The organism is Kitasatospora herbaricolor (assembly GCF_030813695.1).
Taxonomy (GTDB): domain Bacteria; phylum Actinomycetota; class Actinomycetes; order Streptomycetales; family Streptomycetaceae; genus Kitasatospora; species Kitasatospora herbaricolor.
In genome coordinates this window covers 4163463-4178477 of record NZ_JAUSVA010000002.1, presented here as the reverse complement: position 1 = coordinate 4178477, position 15015 = coordinate 4163463, and the positions used below count along the sequence as shown (strand labels likewise).

The following is a 15015-nucleotide window of genomic DNA, read 5'->3' as shown; positions in this document are numbered from 1 at the left end:
CAGACCGCCCCGGAGCCGGTACCGACAGAGGTGTCGGCGTCCCCGGCTTCGTCCCGCCGCCGCGATCCCGGTCGGCCGGCCCCCTTCCGGACCAGCCGGCGGCCCGCCCTGCCGTGAGCGCCGCGGGAGGTCCCGCCGCCCCGGCCGGGGCGAGAACCGGCGGCCGCCCGACGGACGGCGCGGCCGACCTCTCGGCCGCCCTGATCGCCGCGCAGGGCGGCGACGAGGAGGCGTTCCGGCAGCTGTTCCGCGCGGTGCAGCCCGGTCTGCTGCGCTACCTGCGGGTGCTGGTCGGCAGCCGGCCGGGCGACACCCAGGACGCCGAGGACATCGCCTCCGAGACCTGGCTGCAGATCGCCCGCGACCTGCACACCTTCTCGGGGGACACCGACGGGTTCCGCGGCTGGGCCGCCACCGTCGCCCGCAACCGCGCCCTGGACCACCTGCGCAGCAGACGCCGGCGCCCCACCGCGGACCTGCCGCTGGAGTACCTGGCCGAACTGGCCTCCGGCGACGACACCGCGGGCGCCGCCCTCGCCACCGTCGGCACCTCCGACGCGCTCGCGCTGATCTCCCGGCTGCCGCGCGACCAGGCCGAGGCCGTCCTGCTGCGGGTCGTCATGCAGCTGGACGCCGAGAGCGCCGCCCGGGTGCTCGGCAAGCGGGCCGGGACCGTGCGGATGGCCGCCCACCGGGGGCTGCGCGGGCTCGCCAAGCTGCTGGAGCGCACCGGTGCGCCCGAGGCAGGGATCCCGCACCGGGGGGCTCCGCAGAAAAAATCTCCGCAGGGTGTGACAGAACCCAGGACCGCGACGCTGAAGGACTTGAGATGAGCACCAACCGATCCCGTCGGATCGACCGCGACACCGCCGAGCAGTTGCTCGCCGGTGCGGCGGCCGGTACGCCGGGCGGTCAGGCCTCCCTCACCGGAGAGGACGGCGACACCGGGCACCAGGCGCTGGCCGCCCTGCTCACCGCTGCGGCTGCCCCGCCGGCGGAGGGCGAACTCTCCGGTGAGGAGGCAGCCCTGGCCGCGTTCCGGCTGGCCGCCCGTCCCACCGCCGTACCCGTCCCTGTCCACGCTTCCGCCGCACCGCCCCGGAGACGATCGATGGCAACCGCCGCGCTGGCCCAGGCCTTCAGCGCCAAGGCCGCCGTCGTCGCGCTCGCGGCCAGCGCGCTCGGCGGGGTCGCGGTCGCGGCGGGGGGCGGCCACCTGCCGGCCGCGCTCGGCGGCGGCCAGGGCGGCTCCGGCCGGCCCGCGGCCCTGAGCACCCCCGAGATGTCCACCGGTACGCCGTCCGGCACGCCGTCGGCCAAGCAGACCGGCGCCCGCCCGGGCTCCTCCTCCGGCGGAGCCTTCCTCCCCTCCGGCGGGCCCGCCACCGGTGGCGGGGCGACCGTTCCGGGCGCCGCCTCCTCCGGCCCGGTGGACGCCCCCGGCACGCCGTCGGCCACCCAACCCGGGGCCGGACCGGGCGAGCGGGGCGCTTCGCCGACGCCCGGCAGCCCCACCGCCGTCCCCGAACTGGTGGCCCTCTGCCGGGACCTGGCCGACGCCGAGGTGCACGGCAAGACCCTGCGCTCGCTCGCCGCCGAGGCCCGGTACGGCCCGCTGCTCAAGGCGGCGGGCGGCGCCGAGAAGATCCAGGGCTACTGCGCGGCGGTGCGAGCGGGCACGACCGGCAGCGCCCGTGAGGGCGGCGGCCAGGCCACGACCGGCGCCTCGCCGACGGCCGCGAACGGGACGCAGGGCGGCCAGACCGGCGCCCCGCAGTCCTCCGAGACGGCCGCCGGCCGTGCCGAGGATCCGCCCGCGCGCTCCGGCAACACCTCCACCGCGAGGTGACATGAACTCCGGACGGGCGGTGGGTGAATCCCCCCGGACCCGCCGCCCGTCCGGACCCCTTCCCCACCCCGTCGGCCGCCGCCCGGCCGACGGACCACCGCCCGCCCGCCGGTCGCGCACCGGGCCGGGCGTCCCGGATCCGTGGGGCCGCCGCGGCACGGCGGCTATCGTGCACAGGTGCGCGAGGCGACCAGGAGCCCTGGGCGCGGGACGGTGAGGGGAGCGGTTCCAGTGATCGGACGTGCGCTGAACGAGCGTTACGAGCTCGTGGAGATACTCGGGGTCGGTGGGATGGCCACCGTCTGGCGCGGTGTCGACCGGGTGCTGGGCCGGCAGGTCGCCGTCAAGGTGCTCAACGGCGGACTGGCCGACGACCCGCGCTTCGCCGAGCGGTTCAGCCGGGAGGCCCAGCACGCCGCGATGCTGGCGCACCCGCGGATCGTCATGGTCTTCGACTCCGGGGTCGACCAGGGCTCGCCGTACATCGTCATGGAGCTGGTGCACGGCCGTTCGCTGGCCGCCCTGCTTGCCGAGCAGCCGATGCTGCCGGTCGAGCGGGCGGTCGGGATCGCGGCGGCCGTCTGCGAGGCCCTGGAGGTGGCGCACGGCGCCGGCCTGGTGCACCGGGACATCAAGCCGGGCAACATCATGATCACGTACGACGGCGGGGTGAAGGTCGTCGACTTCGGCATCGCCCGGGCCGGCTCCTCCGGTGCCGGGCTGACCCAGGCCGCCACCGTGCTCGGCACCGCCGCCTACCTCTCGCCCGAGCAGGCCACCGCCGCTGCCGTGGACGGCCGATCCGACCTCTACGCGGTCGGCTGCGTGATGACCGAGATGCTCACCGGCGAGCCGCCGTTCACCGCCGACACCCCGGTGGCGATCGCGTTCAAGCAGGTCTCCGAGCAGCCGCTGCCGCCGTCCGCCCGCCGCCCCGGGACACCCCCGGCCCTGGACGCCGCGGTGCTGCGGCTGCTCGCCAAGAACCCGGGGGACCGCCCCCGCGACGCGGCCGCCGCCCGCGCCGAACTCCTCGCCGCCGTCCCCGCCCTGCCGGCCGGCTCCGCCGCCGACCGGACGGCCGAGCTGCTGGCCGGCCCCGCCCCGGCCCGGCCGCTCTTCCCCGGCGTGCCGCAGGACGGCGCCGACCAGCAGCACACCACCGTCCTGCCGCCCGTCCCGGGCCCGGGCCACCACCCGGCCGCCGGGTACCCGGCGCCGCCCGGTCACGCGGGCCCGGCCACCGCTCTGATGCCGCCGGTGCCGGTCATGCCGTCCGCCGGGCAGGCACCGCCGTACGCGACCGCCTTCGGCGCCGCGGCCCCGGAGCGCCCGCCGGCCCGGCGCCGGCCGCTGCTGCTGGGCGCCCTGGGGGTGGCCGGGGTCGCGGGTGCGGCGGTGATCGCGATCGTCGCGCTGGACGGTCCGCCGGCCGGGAAGCCGACCACCCCGCCGGCCGCGACCCGCAGCGCCGCACCCGGCAGCCCGGTGGCGATCAGCCCCACCGTCGCGCCGTCGACCGGCCGGCCGTCCCCCACGGCGTCACCGACCCCCACCAAGCCGCAGGGCCCCGCGGCGCAGCTCGTCGCGCTGCGCGAGCTGGTGGCGAAGGCGCAGCTGCAGAAGGAGCGCGACAAGCAGGCCGACCTGCTGCGGGCGCTGGACGACGCCGGCAAGGCACTCGCCGCCGGCCGGGAGGCGGACGCGCAGCAGGAGTTGAAGGACGCCCAGCGGATCGTCCGGGACCTCGCCAAGAAGCACGCGATCGACACCGCGACCAGCCTGAACTGGCAGGCCAGGCTGACGCTGCTGGTCAACACGGTGCACCCGGCCGCCGGCGGGAGCGGCGCCGAGGACAACAGCTGACGGCTGCGGGCGGGTGCCGGCGGCCCTTCGGTCGTCAGCCGTCCGACCCCGGCTCGGGCTTCGCATCCGGTTCGGGGCCCGGCCCCGGAGGCCGGCGGCTCTCGCGGGCCCGTGCGCTGATCTGGCTGCGCACCCGGTTGCTGAGGCTGCCCGCGGCCGCGGCCAGGAAGACGAAGTTGTAGAAGATCTGCAGGATCACCACCACCCTCGCCTCGTCCCCGCTCGGCGTGATGTCCCCGTACCCGACGGTCGACAGGGTGATCACGGTGAAGTAGAACGCGTCCAGTCTGGTGTGCAGGCCGTCGAACTGGTTGTCCCGGGACAGCACGAAGTAGCCCGCGGAGAACGTCACCATCGACAGCATGATCAGGAATGCCAGGCCCACGCCGGGCCGGCCGCCGACCTGGGTCAGCACCTGCAGCGTCTTGCGGAGCAGGAGCACGGTCAGCACGGTCAGCGCGGCGCCGAAGACGATCCAGCTGAGGGCCGGCCGCTCGGGCCCGAAGAACTCCAGGGGGAGGGTGAAGTAGCCGATCATCAGGAGGGCGAAGCCGCCGACCACCGAGGCCACACCGCGGATCAGCTTGGGGGTCCACGTCTCCACGGGCACCATCCTGCGACTGGGGATCCACGGCTTCGGGCGCAGCCCTCCCCAGCGTGCGGCCCGGTGCCCGGGCCCGCCCGGGGGCCTGCTCCGAACGGGTCCGCCGAGCTGCCGAGCCGCCACTGTGCCGAGCTGCCGACCCGCCGCTCCACCGATCCGCCGTCGTGGCTCCGTCAGCCCAGGGCGGCGAAGGCCCGGGCCGAGGCGTCCTCCTGCGCGAGCCGGTGCAGGGCGGTGATCAGCGCGTCGCCGAGGACGGTACCCAGGACGACGCCCTCGACCTGGCTGTCCGGGTCGGGGCGGCGGCCGACGGTGGCGATCTCCGAGGCGGCCAGGCTCTCGACGGCGTCGGCGTAGTCGTCGAGCACGACCAGCAGGTCCTGCTGCCCCAGTTCGAGGTAGCTGTGCAGGACCTGGGTCAGGGTGTCCCGGGCCGGGCCGGGGCTCTCGACCAGCCAGCCGCGTTCGGCGATCAGGCGGTCGGCGAGCTCCCGTGCCTCCTGCAGGTCGGCGGAGTCGGGGTCGCCGGCCGGCGCCGGGTTGAGGGCGTGCTGGGCGATGCCCAGCCGGTCGTGCAGCGAGTTGTCGGGGGCGTCGATCGAGTCGAGGACCGTCCGGGTGGCCGCGATGGAGAGCTTCCCGACGTCGAGCAGGGCGCGGACCAGCTTGAGCCGCCGGACGTGGGCGTCGCCGTACTGGGCCTGGTTGGGGCTGGTCAGCTCGCCGGCCGGCAGCAGGCCCTCGCGCAGGTAGTACTTGATGGTCGGTACCGGGACGCCGGTCCGGGTGCTCAGCTCTCCGATGCGCATGGGCTCTCCCTCTCCAACGGTATGGATAGCTTACATCTCCACTTTTTTCCGAGCGGCCCTTGCGTCGCCTCCTGATGGATACCCATACTGTCCATTATCGATAGTGAACAGTATTGCTATCCATAAGGAGCCGGTCATGCCCGAGAACCGGCCGGGAGCGCTCTGGGCGCTGCTGGCGACCTCCGTCCCGATGTTCATGGTCTCCCTCGACAACCTCGTGGTGACCAACGCCCTCAACGAGATGAGCGCCGACCTGGGGATCGGCCAGTCCGAGCTGCAGTGGGTGGTGAACGGCTACGTCCTCGCCTTCGCCGGGCTCCTGCTGGCCGGCGCCGCGCTCGGCGACCGCTTCGGCCGCCGCCGGGTCTTCCTCTGGGGAGTCGCGGTGTTCACCCTCGGCTCGGCCGCCTGCGGCCTGTCGGACACCGCGGACCAGCTGATCGCCGCCCGGGCGCTCCAGGGCGCCGGAGCGGCCGCCATCCTGCCGGTCTCGCTCACCCTCGCGGTGGCCGCCGTGCCGCCCGCCCGACGGGCGCTCGCCGTCGGCGTCTGGGGCGGCGTCAACGGGCTCGGCGTCGCGATCGGGCCGCTCGCCGGCGGCCTGGTCACCGAGGGCCTGGACTGGCACTGGATCTTCTGGATCAACGTCCCGGTCGGCCTGCTCGCGCTGCCGCTCGTCCACCGGGCCGTCCGGGAGAGCCGGGGCCGCGAGGGCGCCCTCGACGTGGCCGGCGTCGCCCTGGTCACCGCCTCCGTGGTGGTCGCGGTCTGGGGCATCGTCGGCGCCGCCGACCACGGCTGGACCGGCCCCCGGACGCTGGCCGGCCTCGGCGGCGGGGCCGTGCTGCTGGCCCTCTTCGCCGTCCAGCAGCGGCGGGCCCGGCAGCCGCTGGTGCCGGCCGGCATGTACCGGATCAGGTCCTTCATGCTCAGCAACACGGTGGCGCTGGCGATGTACTTCGGCGTCTTCGGCTCGATCTTCTTCCTCGCCCAGTACCTGCAGGGCCCGATGGGCTACTCGCCGTTCGAGGCCGGGCTGCGCACCCTGCCCTGGACGGCCGCGCCGGTGGTCGTCGTCCCGCTCGCCAGCGCGCTGGTGGCCAGGGTCGGCGGCGGCGTCCTGCAGGCGCTCGGCTGCGTGCTGCAGGCCGCGGCCCTCGGCTGGCTCGCCCTGCTGGTCGGCCCCGGGGTCTCCTACGGATCGCTGGTACCGGCCCTGGCGGTGGCCGGCCTCGGCATGGGCCTGGTCTTCGCCGCCAACCCGGCGACGGTGATCGGCAGCGTCGCCGAGCACGAGCACAACAAGGCCTCCGGGGTGAACAACACCGTCCGCGAGTTCGGCGGTGCGCTGGGCATCGCGGTGATCACCACCGTGTTCAGCCGGGCCGCCAGGGCCGCGGCGGCGTCCGGGCCGGCCGCCGCGTTCGAGCAGGGGCTGCGGGAGTCCCTCTGGCTCGGCGCCGGCGTGGTGCTGCTCGGCGCCGTCGCCGGACTGCTGATCCGCCGGCCCCGCCCCCGGCCGGCGGCCGGCGCCGAGCGGCAGGCCCTGGCCCGGGTGCGTTGAGGCGGGCACCGGGCCGGCCGGGCGCGCCGCAGGCCCCGGGTGCGGCGGGCGGCCCGCCGCACCCCGGGACCGTGGCGCCGTGCGACTACCCCGCGGCCGGCCGCAGCACGACGGGCAGGGTGAGGTGGCCGTTCGAGATGAACGACTCAACCGGCGCCAGCTCCCCGGCCGGCTCGACGAGCGCGAGGTCGGGGAACCGCTCGAACAGTCCGGGCAGGGCGATCGCCGCCTCCAGCCGGGCCAGCGGCGCACCGAGGCAGAAGTGCACCCCGTGGCCGAACGCCAGGTGCTCCTTGCCGGCCCGGGTCACGTCGAAGACGTCGGCGTCGGCGCCGTGCACGGCCGCGTCCCGGCCGGCGGCGGCGTACGCGGCCAGGATCGCGTCACCCTTGCGGATCAGCACGTCCCCGGCCTGGATGTCCTCGACCGCGTAGCGCAGCGGCAGGTTGGCCACCGGCGACCGCAGCCGCAGCGCCTCCTCGACGACGTCGTTCCAGGAGGCCCGGCCGGCCCGCACGAGCGCCAGCTGCTCGGGGTGGGTGAGCAGCAGGTGGATGGCGTTGTCGAGCAGGTTGACGGTGGTCTCGTGACCGGCGCTGATCAGCAGCAGCAGGGTGTCCACCAGCTCGCTCTCGCTGAGCTGCGCGTCGCCCTCGCCGTCGGCGTCCTCGTCGCGCACGCTGAGCAGCACGCTGGTGAGGTCGTCGCCCGGCTCCTTGCGCTTGAGCGCGACCAGGTCGGTCAGGATGCCGTAGATCGCGACGACGTTGGCCTGCGCCTCCTCGGGTGTCGCGTTGGTGTTGAAGATGCCGTCCACGCACGCGCGCAGCCCCGCGTGGGCCTCCTCGGGCACGCCGAACAGCTCGCAGATGACCTGGATCGGGACGGGGTACGCGTACCCCTCGCGCAGGTCCACCGGCTCCCCGGCGGGCGCGGCGGCCAGGGTGTCCAGCAGGTCGCGGGTGATCCGCTCGACCCGGGGCCGCATCGCCTCGGTGCGTCGGGCGGTGAAGGCGGCGGCGACCAGCTTGCGCAGCCGGCGGTGCTCGGTGCCGTACGCGGTGAACATGTTCTCCACGGCGACCCAGAGGTTCAGCGGCCAGTCCGCCGGGATGTCACCGTTGATGAACGCCGTCCAGTGCCGGCGGGCGCTCTTGGAGACCCGCGGGTCGGTGAGCAGCTGCTTCAGCAGGTCCTGGCTGCCTACCGACCACGCAACCACCCCACCAGGGAGTTCCACCTGCGCGACCGGCCCGTCCCGGTGGACGCGGGCGGCCTCGCCGTGGATGTCGCTGCCGGTGGGGTCGAGGGCGTAGGGGCAGGAAGCGGCGGAAGCGGCTGAAGGGGCTGCCATGAGGTCTCTCCAGTGGTCTCGGCGGGGCGTCCGGGGGCGGCGGTGCGCGGTGCGGCCGTGCTGGCCGCGGCGCTCGGCGGCGCCGCGGCGGAGGGAGCGGCGCGGTAGGCGTCGGTGGCGTCCGGCCCGGCCTGCTGCGGGGCCGGGTACCCCGGTGCGGACTGCTGCGGAGCGCCGAACTGCGCCGCGCCGTACTGCGGTCCGGCCTGCTGCTGGGCGGCGTGCCGCGGCGCGGCGGTGCGGCCCGGCGCGGCGGCCGGAGCCGGCTGGACCGGCGGGAAGCGCACCGGCAGGGCGGCCAGCGCGCGGTGGAACGGCCCCGGTCGCCACGGCAGTTCGTCCGCCGGGACGCCGAGTTCAAGGTCCGGCAGGCGGTCCAGCAGCTTCTCGACCGCGACGGTGGCGATCAGCCGGGCCGGGCTCTGCGCCGGGCAGGTGTGCGGACCCGCGCTCCAGGCCAGGTGCGCCCGGTTGCCGGTGCGGTGCTCGGCGGCCAGCGTCGGATCGTTGTTGGCGGCCGAGAAGCTGATCACCACCGGATCGCCCGCGGGCAGCCGCACCCCGCCGAGCTCGGCGTCCCGGACCGGGAAGTGCACGGCGTAGTTGGCCATCGGCGGGTCGGTCCAGAGCACCTCGTCGAGCGCGTCGTCGACCGGCAGGCTGCCGCCCGCCAGACTGCCCGCGAAGCGGTCGTCGGAGAGCAGCAGCCGCAGCGCGTTGGTGATCAGGTTGAGCTGCGGCTCGGTGCCGGCGCCCATCAGCAGCACCAGCTGGTGCAGCATCTCCTCGTCGGTCAGCCGGGACGGGTGGGACATCAGCCAGGAGGTGATGTCGGGCCCGGGCCGGGAGCGCTTCAGCGCCACCAGCTCCAGCAGGCAGGCGGTGAGCTCCTGGTTGGCTCGCTCGGCGTCGACCCCGTCGAAGATCCCGGACATCCCGGCCACCAGGCGGTCGCCGAACTCGGCCGGGGAGCCGAAGAGTTCGTTGAACACCAGGAGCGGCAGGGTGCGCGCGTAGTCGCGGACCAGGTCGGCCTCGCCGAGGGCGGCGAAGCGGTCGATCAGGACGTCGGCGCTGCGCTCCACGTACCCGCGCAGCGCGACCGGGTCGACCTGCTCCAGGCTGTCGTTGATGGCGCCGCGCAGCCGGGCGTGGTCCTCGCCGTCCGTGAACAGGGCGTTCGGGCGGTAGGCCATCATCGGCAGCGCCGGACTGTCCGGCGCGATCACCCCGCGGTTGAGGTCCTTCCAGCGGCGGGGGTCCTTGGAGAAGGTCTCCGGGGTGCGCAGCACGTCCAGGGCGGCCGCGTACGAGGTGACCAGGGTGGCCCGCACCCCCGGGTACAGCTCGACCGGGGCGGCCGCTCCGTACTGCCGCAGGTGCGCGTAGACGGCATCCGGGTCGGTGGCGAACTCCTTGTCGTACAGCGGGAATCCGAAGGCCGCGGGGGCGCCGTCGGCGTTGTGCGCCGGGCAGCCCGGGGGCGGGGCGGGGTGGGTCACGCGGGCTCCAGTTCGGTGGGGTCCTCGACGCGGGCGGACAGGTACTCGACGAGCGTCACCAGGGCGCGGGTCGCCGAGCCGGTGTCCCGCGCGTCGCAGCTGACCAGGGGGGTGTCGGGGAGCAGGTCGAGCGCCTCGCGCAGCTCCTCCTCGGCGAACTCCGGCGCCCCGTCGAAGCGGTTGACGGCGACGGCGTACGGCAGGCCGTGCTCCTCCAGCAGGTCCATCACGGCGAAGGACTGCTCCAGCCGGCGGGTGTCGGTGAGCACCAGCGCGCCGAGCGCCCCGTAGGCCATGTCCCGCCAGAGCGGGGTGAAGCGCTGCTGCCCGGGCGCGCCGAACAGGTAGAGCACCAGGCTCTCGCTGAGGGTGAGCCGGCCGAAGTCGAGGGCGACGGTGGTGGTGTCCTTGCCGTGCACGCCGGCCAGGTCGTCGACCAGCGCGCCGGCCTGGGTCATCCGCTCCTCGGTCCGCAGCGGCGGGATCTCGGAGAGGGTGCCGACGAAGGTGGTCTTGCCGACCGCGAAGTGCCCGACGACCAGCAGCTTGACGGCGGTCCGCACGCTCGGGGCCAGGTAGATGTCAGAGGCGGGCCCGGAGGCCATGCAGTACCTCCCGCAGGAGCTGGGAATCGGGTTGCGGGGTGCGCGGCACGGCAGCCCGGGTCATGATGTGGCCGCTGTCGACGAGGTCGCCGAGCAGCACCTTGGTGACGCTCACCGGCAGGCGCAGGTGGCCGGCCACCTCGGCCACCGACAGCGCGCCGAGCAGGCAGAGTTCGACGATCCGGCGGCGCTCCGGGCTGAGCCCGGCGAGCGGCCGGTCCGGCATCGCGCTGACCAGCGTGACCAGGTCGAAGGTGTTGCGGCTGGGGTGGGACCTGCCGTCGGTCACCACGTACGGCCGGACCAGGCCCTTGAGCCGCCGGTCGCCGCTCATGTCCGCAGGGCGGCGTCGTGGCGCGGCGGGCTGGTGAGCTCCTTGCCCAGCCGGTCGACCAGCTTCTGCATCCGGTAGCTGACCGCCTCCATGTCCACCGTCTCGCTCGCGGACACCGCCAGGTAGGCGCCCGGGCCGGCGGCCACCAGGAAGACGTAGCCGTCGGCGAACTCGATCAGGGTCTGCCGCCACGGGGTGCCCTCGCGGCCGGCGAACCCGGAGGTGGATCGGCTGATCGACTGGAGGCCGGAGAGGGCGGCGGCCTGCCGGTCGGCCTCGTCGCGGGTGATCCCGCGGGAGTGCGCGCGCAGGAGGCCGTCGGCGGAGAGCAGGATGGCGTGCCGTGCCTCGGGCACCAGCAGGACGTCGTCGAGCATCCACCCGAGTTCGTTGTCCAGGTGGTTGTTGAGCGGGCTGTTCATGCCTGCGGGGTCCCTTCGGGATCGGTGGTGGCGGCGCGGCCGGCCCGGGTGCCGCGGGCGAAGGCGCCCATCCGGCGTGCGGTGTCCTCGGCGGACCGTCCCCAGGCGGCGTCCCAGTCGGCCTCCGAACCGAGCGGGGCGTCGGCGGCGGGCCGCACGGCGGCGGCCTGCTCCGGCGAGGCGTGCCGCCGGCGCCGCTTGGGCAGCCCGCCGACGGTCTGCCCGAGCGGGGCGGCGGGGAAGGCCTCGGCGGGCGCGGGGGCGGCCGTGCGCGGTGCGGCGGGTGCCGGGGCCGGAAGCGCGGCGGCGGCCGGCTGCGATTCGGTCTCGGGCTCGGGCTGGGTCAGCAGGGCGCTCGGCAGGAACAGCACCGCGCGCACCCCGCCGTACGGCGAGCGGGTGTCGACGGAGACGCTGAAGCCGTAGCGGGCGGCGAGCACGCCGATCACCGCGAAGCCGAACTGCGGCGGGTCACCGAGCTGGGTGACGTCCACCGCCCGCTGTCCGGAGAGCAGTTGGCCGGCCCGGCGGATCTCGCGCTCGTCCATGCCGACCCCGGCGTCGTCGATCACGACGCAGGCGCCGTTGTGCGCCGGCTGGAGGTTGACCTCCACCGTGGTGTTGGGCTGGGAGTGCCGGGCCGCGTTGTCCAGCAGTTCGGCCACCGCGAGCACCACCGGCTCCACCGCCCGGCTGACGACGGCGAGTTCGTGCTGCGTCCGGACCTCGACCCGCCGGTAGTCGCGGATCCGCGACTTCGCGCCGCGCACCACGTCGGAGAGCGCGGAGACCCGGCGCTGGCGGCCCGGCCAGGAGCCGCAGAGCACGGCGATCGCCTGGGCGCGGCGGCCGAACTGCGAGTTGGCGTGGTCGATCTCCAGCAGGTCGCGCAGCACGTCGGGGTCGTCGTGGCGGTCCTGCATGTCGGAGATGGAGAGCTGCTGCTCGTTGGCCAGCCCCTGGAGGGAGCGGACCGCGCCCTTGAGCGCGGTCTTCGCGGACTGGTCGGCGCGGTCCCTGGCCAGGGCCGCGGCGCCGGCGAACTGCTCCAGCACGCTGTGCAGGTGGCCGGCGAAGGCCGTCCCGGCGAGTCTCGCGTCGGCGGCCGGCGGGAGGTCGTGGGGAGCGGCGTGCGGCGCGGCGGCGAGGGCCGGTGCCTGCACCGAGGCCAGCCGGTGGGCGGCCTCGTCCCTGGCGGCCACGGACGCCTCAAGAGCGCCGATCCGCTCGCCGAGCGAGCCGGTGATCCGCCGCTGGCGCAGCAGCAGCACGGCGGCGGCTGGCGCCCCGACCGCCAGGCACCATGAAACGGCGTCCGGTATGTGTGGGGTCATCAGATCCTCGTGGCGGAATTCGAACCGCCGGTGGGTGACAGGCCGCGGTCATCCTAAGCGGATCGGCGACGCATTGTCAGAGATTCGTCTCGCATGGTGATCTGACGAACACTTTTTTGATGTTGCGTCAATGTGACTGCAATGGAGCGGTTTTGTCGAAAATCGAACTGTTCGGATCGGATGCGAAGTCACTTGTGCCCGACTGCTCCGGGCCGTCCCACCAGCGTCGATGACCCCGTCGGCACCATCTGTTCGACCGCTCCGGCCGGGGCCCGTCGGAGGCGCCGCCGTGGGCCGCCGGGCGACCCTCGTCGCGCGTGCGCGGCGGGGAAATTCGTGGCCGGGCCGGCCGTCCCGGACGGCCCCGGGGCGTCGGGCGTGCGGCCCCGGGGCGCGGCCCGGGGTGTCCCGGACGGCCGGGGTGTCGGCATGCCATCGGCGGCCCGAACAGCAACGGAGCCCGCGATCCGTCGGAGGACGGATCGCGGGCTCCGCAGAGCGTTCGGGTGCGGCCGGGCTCAGGCGCCGGTGGCCGACTTGGTGTTCTCGGCAGCCGTGGTGACGTTCGACGGCGTCACGGCCGCCGGACGCGGCTGCTCGGGCGCCGGCGACGCGGTGGACGCGGCGGTGGCGTTCGACGCGGCGGCGTCGGCCGGTGCGTCGTCCTCGCGCAGGGCCTTGGTCTCCGCCTTGAGGATGCGCATCGACTTGCCGAGCCCACGGGCCATCTCGGGCAGCTTCTTCGACCCGAAGAGCAGGATAATGACAGCCAGCACCACCAGGAGGTGCCAGGGCTCCAGACCGTTACGCAGCATCCCTGACCACCGGTCCCTTCGATTCTCGCCGTTGTCGCCGGGCAAATCGCCCGGCTCGGCCAGTATGCCTGGCGAAGACGGCGAACGTATACACCGGTCGGGAAACGGTGGTCAAAGAGCCGGAGCCGTAGGGGTGGATTCCGGGGCTCGCGCCGGGCCGCCCCCGCCGACCGTCCGGCCGCCCGGATACCACGGCTGACCTGCGAGGACATCACAGCAGAGCCCCCTCCCGGGCGGGAGGGGGCTCTCGATGATCCGCAAGGCCCGGCGACCGGGCGATCTCACTCCTGCGGGCGGGCCGAGGGCGGCGGGAAGGTCCGTCCCCACCGCCCCGGCCGGGCCCTTCCGCTCCCGGCCGGGCCGTCAGACGGCGGCCGGCTCGGCCTGCTCCTGCCCGGCCGGCCCGGCGGGTGCGGCCGGCACCGGCAGGTGCCGCATCAGGCGGTGGGCCGCCACTGCGGCGCCGAGCAGGAAGACCAGTCCGACCATCGCGGCCACGTGCATGCCGTCCGTGAAGGCGGCCCGGCCGACCTCCAGCACGTCGCCGCCGAGCCGGCCCGGCAGCTGCCCCGCCACCGAGACCGCCCCGCCCAGCGTGTCGTGCGCGGCCCGCGCCGCGTCGCCGTCCAGTCCGGCCGGCAGCCGGCCGTCCAGCCGGCTCTTGTAGATGGCGGCGCCGGCGGCGCCGAGCAGGGCGATGCCCAGCGAGCTGCCCAGCTCGACCGCGGTCTCGGAGGTGGCGGAGGCGGCGCCGGCCTGCTCCGGCGGAGCGGCGGCGACCACCATCTCGGCGGTGAGGGTCATGGTGCCGACGCTGCCGGCGGCCAGCACGCCGGCGGCGACCAGGATCAGGGCGAGCGGGGAGTCCGGGCCGACCAGGGTCATCATTCCGAAGCCGGCCGCGCCGATCAGGAACCCGCCGGCCATCAGGTGCGCCGGGCGGACCTTGCCGGCCAGGGCGCCGGCCAGGCCGACGGCCGCGCCGACACCGACGCTCGGCGCCAGTGCCCAGAGCGAGGCGGCCAGCGGGCTCATGCCCTTGACCAGCTGCAGGTACTGCGAGGTGAAGAGGGCGAAGCCCATCATCGCGAACATCGCGATGGTGTTGACGGTGATCGCGCCGCTGAAGGTGCGGATCCGGAACAGGCCGAGGTCGATGAGCGGGTGGGCGGCGGTGCGCTGGCGCAGGACGAAGGCGGTGCCGACCAGCAGTCCGGCCGGCAGGGCGAGGGCCGGCAGCAGGCTCCAGCCGTCCACCGCGACGGTCTTGACGCCGTAGACGACCGGCAGGATCGCCGCCATCGAGAGCGCCGCGCCGAGCAGGTCGAAGCTGCCGGCCTTCGGCGCGCGGTACTCGGGGAGCAGGAACGGCGCGGCGACCAGCACCAGGGCCATCACGGGGATGGCGATCAGGAAGGCCGACCCCCACCAGAAGTGGTTCAGCAGCAGACCGCCGGCCACCGGCCCCAGGGTGGCGCCCCCGGTGAGCACCCCGCCCCAGGCGGCGAGCGCCGTCTGGCGCTGCTTCGGGTCGTGGAACATGTTGCGGATCAGCGCGAGGGTCGAGGGCATCACGGTGGCCCCGGTGATGCCGAGCACGGCCCGGGCCGCGATCAGCTGGTCCGCGCTGCCGGACCAGGCGGCGAGCAGCGAGGCCCCGGCGAAGCCCGCGGCACCGATCATCAGCAGCCGGCGGCGGCCGATCCGGTCGCCCAGCGCGCCCATCGTGATCAGGAACCCGGCGAGCAGGAAGGAGTACATGTCCATGATCCACAGCTGCTGGGTGCCGCTCGGCGCCAGGCTCGTGCTGATGAACGGGACGGCGAAGAAGAGGACGCCCATGTCCATGCTCAGGACGAGGACGGGGAGCAGGAGGACGGCGAGGCCGATCCATTCGCGGCGGCCGGCGAGGCCGTGGGTTGCGGTCATGAGGATGACAGTACGAGCGTTTCAGACG

General features: G+C 74.9%; 14 protein-coding genes. 4 read left to right on the top strand and 10 right to left on the bottom strand.

Annotation, left to right across the window (positions count from 1 at the left end):
- Window positions 1-113: 113 nt before the first annotated feature.
- The 3 genes from J2S46_RS18610 to J2S46_RS18600 all read left to right on the top strand — a co-directional run bounded on the left by J2S46_RS18610 (window position 114) and on the right by J2S46_RS18600 (window position 3715).
- Window positions 114-833: an RNA polymerase sigma factor gene (locus tag J2S46_RS18610; protein ID WP_191288873.1), complete on the top strand. Its 720-nt coding sequence runs from the start codon at window positions 114-116 to the stop codon at window positions 831-833.
- Complete coding sequence (locus J2S46_RS18605) at window positions 830-1849, top strand: hypothetical protein (RefSeq protein ID WP_191288872.1); 1020 nt, start codon at window positions 830-832, stop codon at window positions 1847-1849. Before J2S46_RS18610 ends, J2S46_RS18605 begins: the two co-directional genes overlap by 4 nt.
- A 231-nt stretch (window positions 1850-2080) precedes the next feature.
- A complete protein-coding gene (locus J2S46_RS18600; protein ID WP_191288871.1) occupies window positions 2081-3715 on the top strand; it encodes a protein kinase domain-containing protein in 1635 nt (544 codons plus the stop codon).
- A gap of 34 nt (window positions 3716-3749) precedes the next feature.
- On the opposite strand, the gene J2S46_RS18595 is transcribed toward J2S46_RS18600, so the two are convergent.
- Together J2S46_RS18595 and J2S46_RS18590 are read right to left on the bottom strand one after the other, a co-directional pair.
- On the bottom strand, window positions 3750-4328 hold the full coding sequence (locus tag J2S46_RS18595) for a potassium channel family protein (protein WP_191288870.1): 579 nt from the start codon (window positions 4326-4328) through the stop codon (window positions 3750-3752).
- 164 nt (window positions 4329-4492) lie between these two features.
- A complete protein-coding gene (locus J2S46_RS18590; protein ID WP_191288869.1) occupies window positions 4493-5128 on the bottom strand; it encodes a MerR family transcriptional regulator in 636 nt (211 codons plus the stop codon).
- 136 nt (window positions 5129-5264) lie between these two features.
- Here J2S46_RS18590 and J2S46_RS18585 point away from each other — a divergent pair, with 136 nt between their 5' ends.
- Window positions 5265-6692, top strand: coding sequence for an MFS transporter (locus tag J2S46_RS18585; RefSeq protein ID WP_191288868.1), 1428 nt, complete (start codon window positions 5265-5267; stop codon window positions 6690-6692).
- 85 nt (window positions 6693-6777) lie between these two features.
- Here the strand turns inward: J2S46_RS18585 and J2S46_RS18580 are convergent, their stop codons facing one another.
- The 8 genes from J2S46_RS18580 to J2S46_RS18545 all read right to left on the bottom strand — a co-directional run bounded on the left by J2S46_RS18580 (window position 6778) and on the right by J2S46_RS18545 (window position 14987).
- Entirely contained in the window at window positions 6778-7914 is a 1137-nt protein-coding gene (locus J2S46_RS18580) for a cytochrome P450 family protein (protein ID WP_229912430.1), read from the bottom strand.
- On the bottom strand, window positions 7896-9548 hold the full coding sequence (locus tag J2S46_RS18575) for a cytochrome P450 (protein ID WP_370882201.1): 1653 nt from the start codon (window positions 9546-9548) through the stop codon (window positions 7896-7898). The genes J2S46_RS18580 and J2S46_RS18575 overlap by 19 nt, the downstream gene beginning before the upstream one ends.
- Window positions 9545-10153, bottom strand: coding sequence for a GTP-binding protein (locus J2S46_RS18570; protein ID WP_191288866.1), 609 nt, complete (start codon window positions 10151-10153; stop codon window positions 9545-9547). The genes J2S46_RS18575 and J2S46_RS18570 overlap by 4 nt, the downstream gene beginning before the upstream one ends.
- Window positions 10131-10487: a DUF742 domain-containing protein gene (locus tag J2S46_RS18565; RefSeq protein ID WP_191288865.1), complete on the bottom strand. Its 357-nt coding sequence runs from the start codon at window positions 10485-10487 to the stop codon at window positions 10131-10133. The genes J2S46_RS18570 and J2S46_RS18565 overlap by 23 nt, the downstream gene beginning before the upstream one ends.
- Window positions 10484-10909: a roadblock/LC7 domain-containing protein gene (locus tag J2S46_RS18560; RefSeq protein WP_191288864.1), complete on the bottom strand. Its 426-nt coding sequence runs from the start codon at window positions 10907-10909 to the stop codon at window positions 10484-10486. Before J2S46_RS18560 ends, J2S46_RS18565 begins: the two co-directional genes overlap by 4 nt.
- Window positions 10906-12243, bottom strand: coding sequence for an ATP-binding protein (locus J2S46_RS18555; RefSeq protein ID WP_191288863.1), 1338 nt, complete (start codon window positions 12241-12243; stop codon window positions 10906-10908). The genes J2S46_RS18560 and J2S46_RS18555 overlap by 4 nt, the downstream gene beginning before the upstream one ends.
- Before the next feature lie 518 nt (window positions 12244-12761).
- Window positions 12762-13058: a Sec-independent protein translocase subunit TatA gene (gene tatA, locus J2S46_RS18550; RefSeq protein WP_073924582.1), complete on the bottom strand. Its 297-nt coding sequence runs from the start codon at window positions 13056-13058 to the stop codon at window positions 12762-12764.
- Between the two features lie 363 nt (window positions 13059-13421).
- On the bottom strand, window positions 13422-14987 hold the full coding sequence (locus J2S46_RS18545; protein WP_191288862.1) for an MFS transporter: 1566 nt from the start codon (window positions 14985-14987) through the stop codon (window positions 13422-13424).
- Window positions 14988-15015: the final 28 nt, after the last annotated feature.

Bases quoted from the DNA above. Each gene is read 5' to 3' on its own strand.
- J2S46_RS18555 (WP_191288863.1), bottom strand. From the start codon at position 12,243: ATGACCCCACACATACCGGACGCCGTTTCATGGTGCCTGGCGGTCGGG.
- J2S46_RS18595 (WP_191288870.1), bottom strand. From the start codon at position 4,328: ATGGTGCCCGTGGAGACGTGGACCCCCAAGCTGATCCGCGGTGTGGCC.
- J2S46_RS18545 (WP_191288862.1), bottom strand. From the start codon at position 14,987: ATGACCGCAACCCACGGCCTCGCCGGCCGCCGCGAATGGATCGGCCTC.
- tatA (WP_073924582.1), bottom strand. From the start codon at position 13,058: ATGCTGCGTAACGGTCTGGAGCCCTGGCACCTCCTGGTGGTGCTGGCT.
- J2S46_RS18570 (WP_191288866.1), bottom strand. From the start codon at position 10,153: ATGGCCTCCGGGCCCGCCTCTGACATCTACCTGGCCCCGAGCGTGCGG.
- J2S46_RS18560 (WP_191288864.1), bottom strand. From the start codon at position 10,909: ATGAACAGCCCGCTCAACAACCACCTGGACAACGAACTCGGGTGGATG.
- J2S46_RS18565 (WP_191288865.1), bottom strand. From the start codon at position 10,487: ATGAGCGGCGACCGGCGGCTCAAGGGCCTGGTCCGGCCGTACGTGGTG.
- J2S46_RS18590 (WP_191288869.1), bottom strand. From the start codon at position 5,128: ATGCGCATCGGAGAGCTGAGCACCCGGACCGGCGTCCCGGTACCGACC.
- J2S46_RS18605 (WP_191288872.1), top strand. From the start codon at position 830: ATGAGCACCAACCGATCCCGTCGGATCGACCGCGACACCGCCGAGCAG.
- J2S46_RS18585 (WP_191288868.1), top strand. From the start codon at position 5,265: ATGCCCGAGAACCGGCCGGGAGCGCTCTGGGCGCTGCTGGCGACCTCC.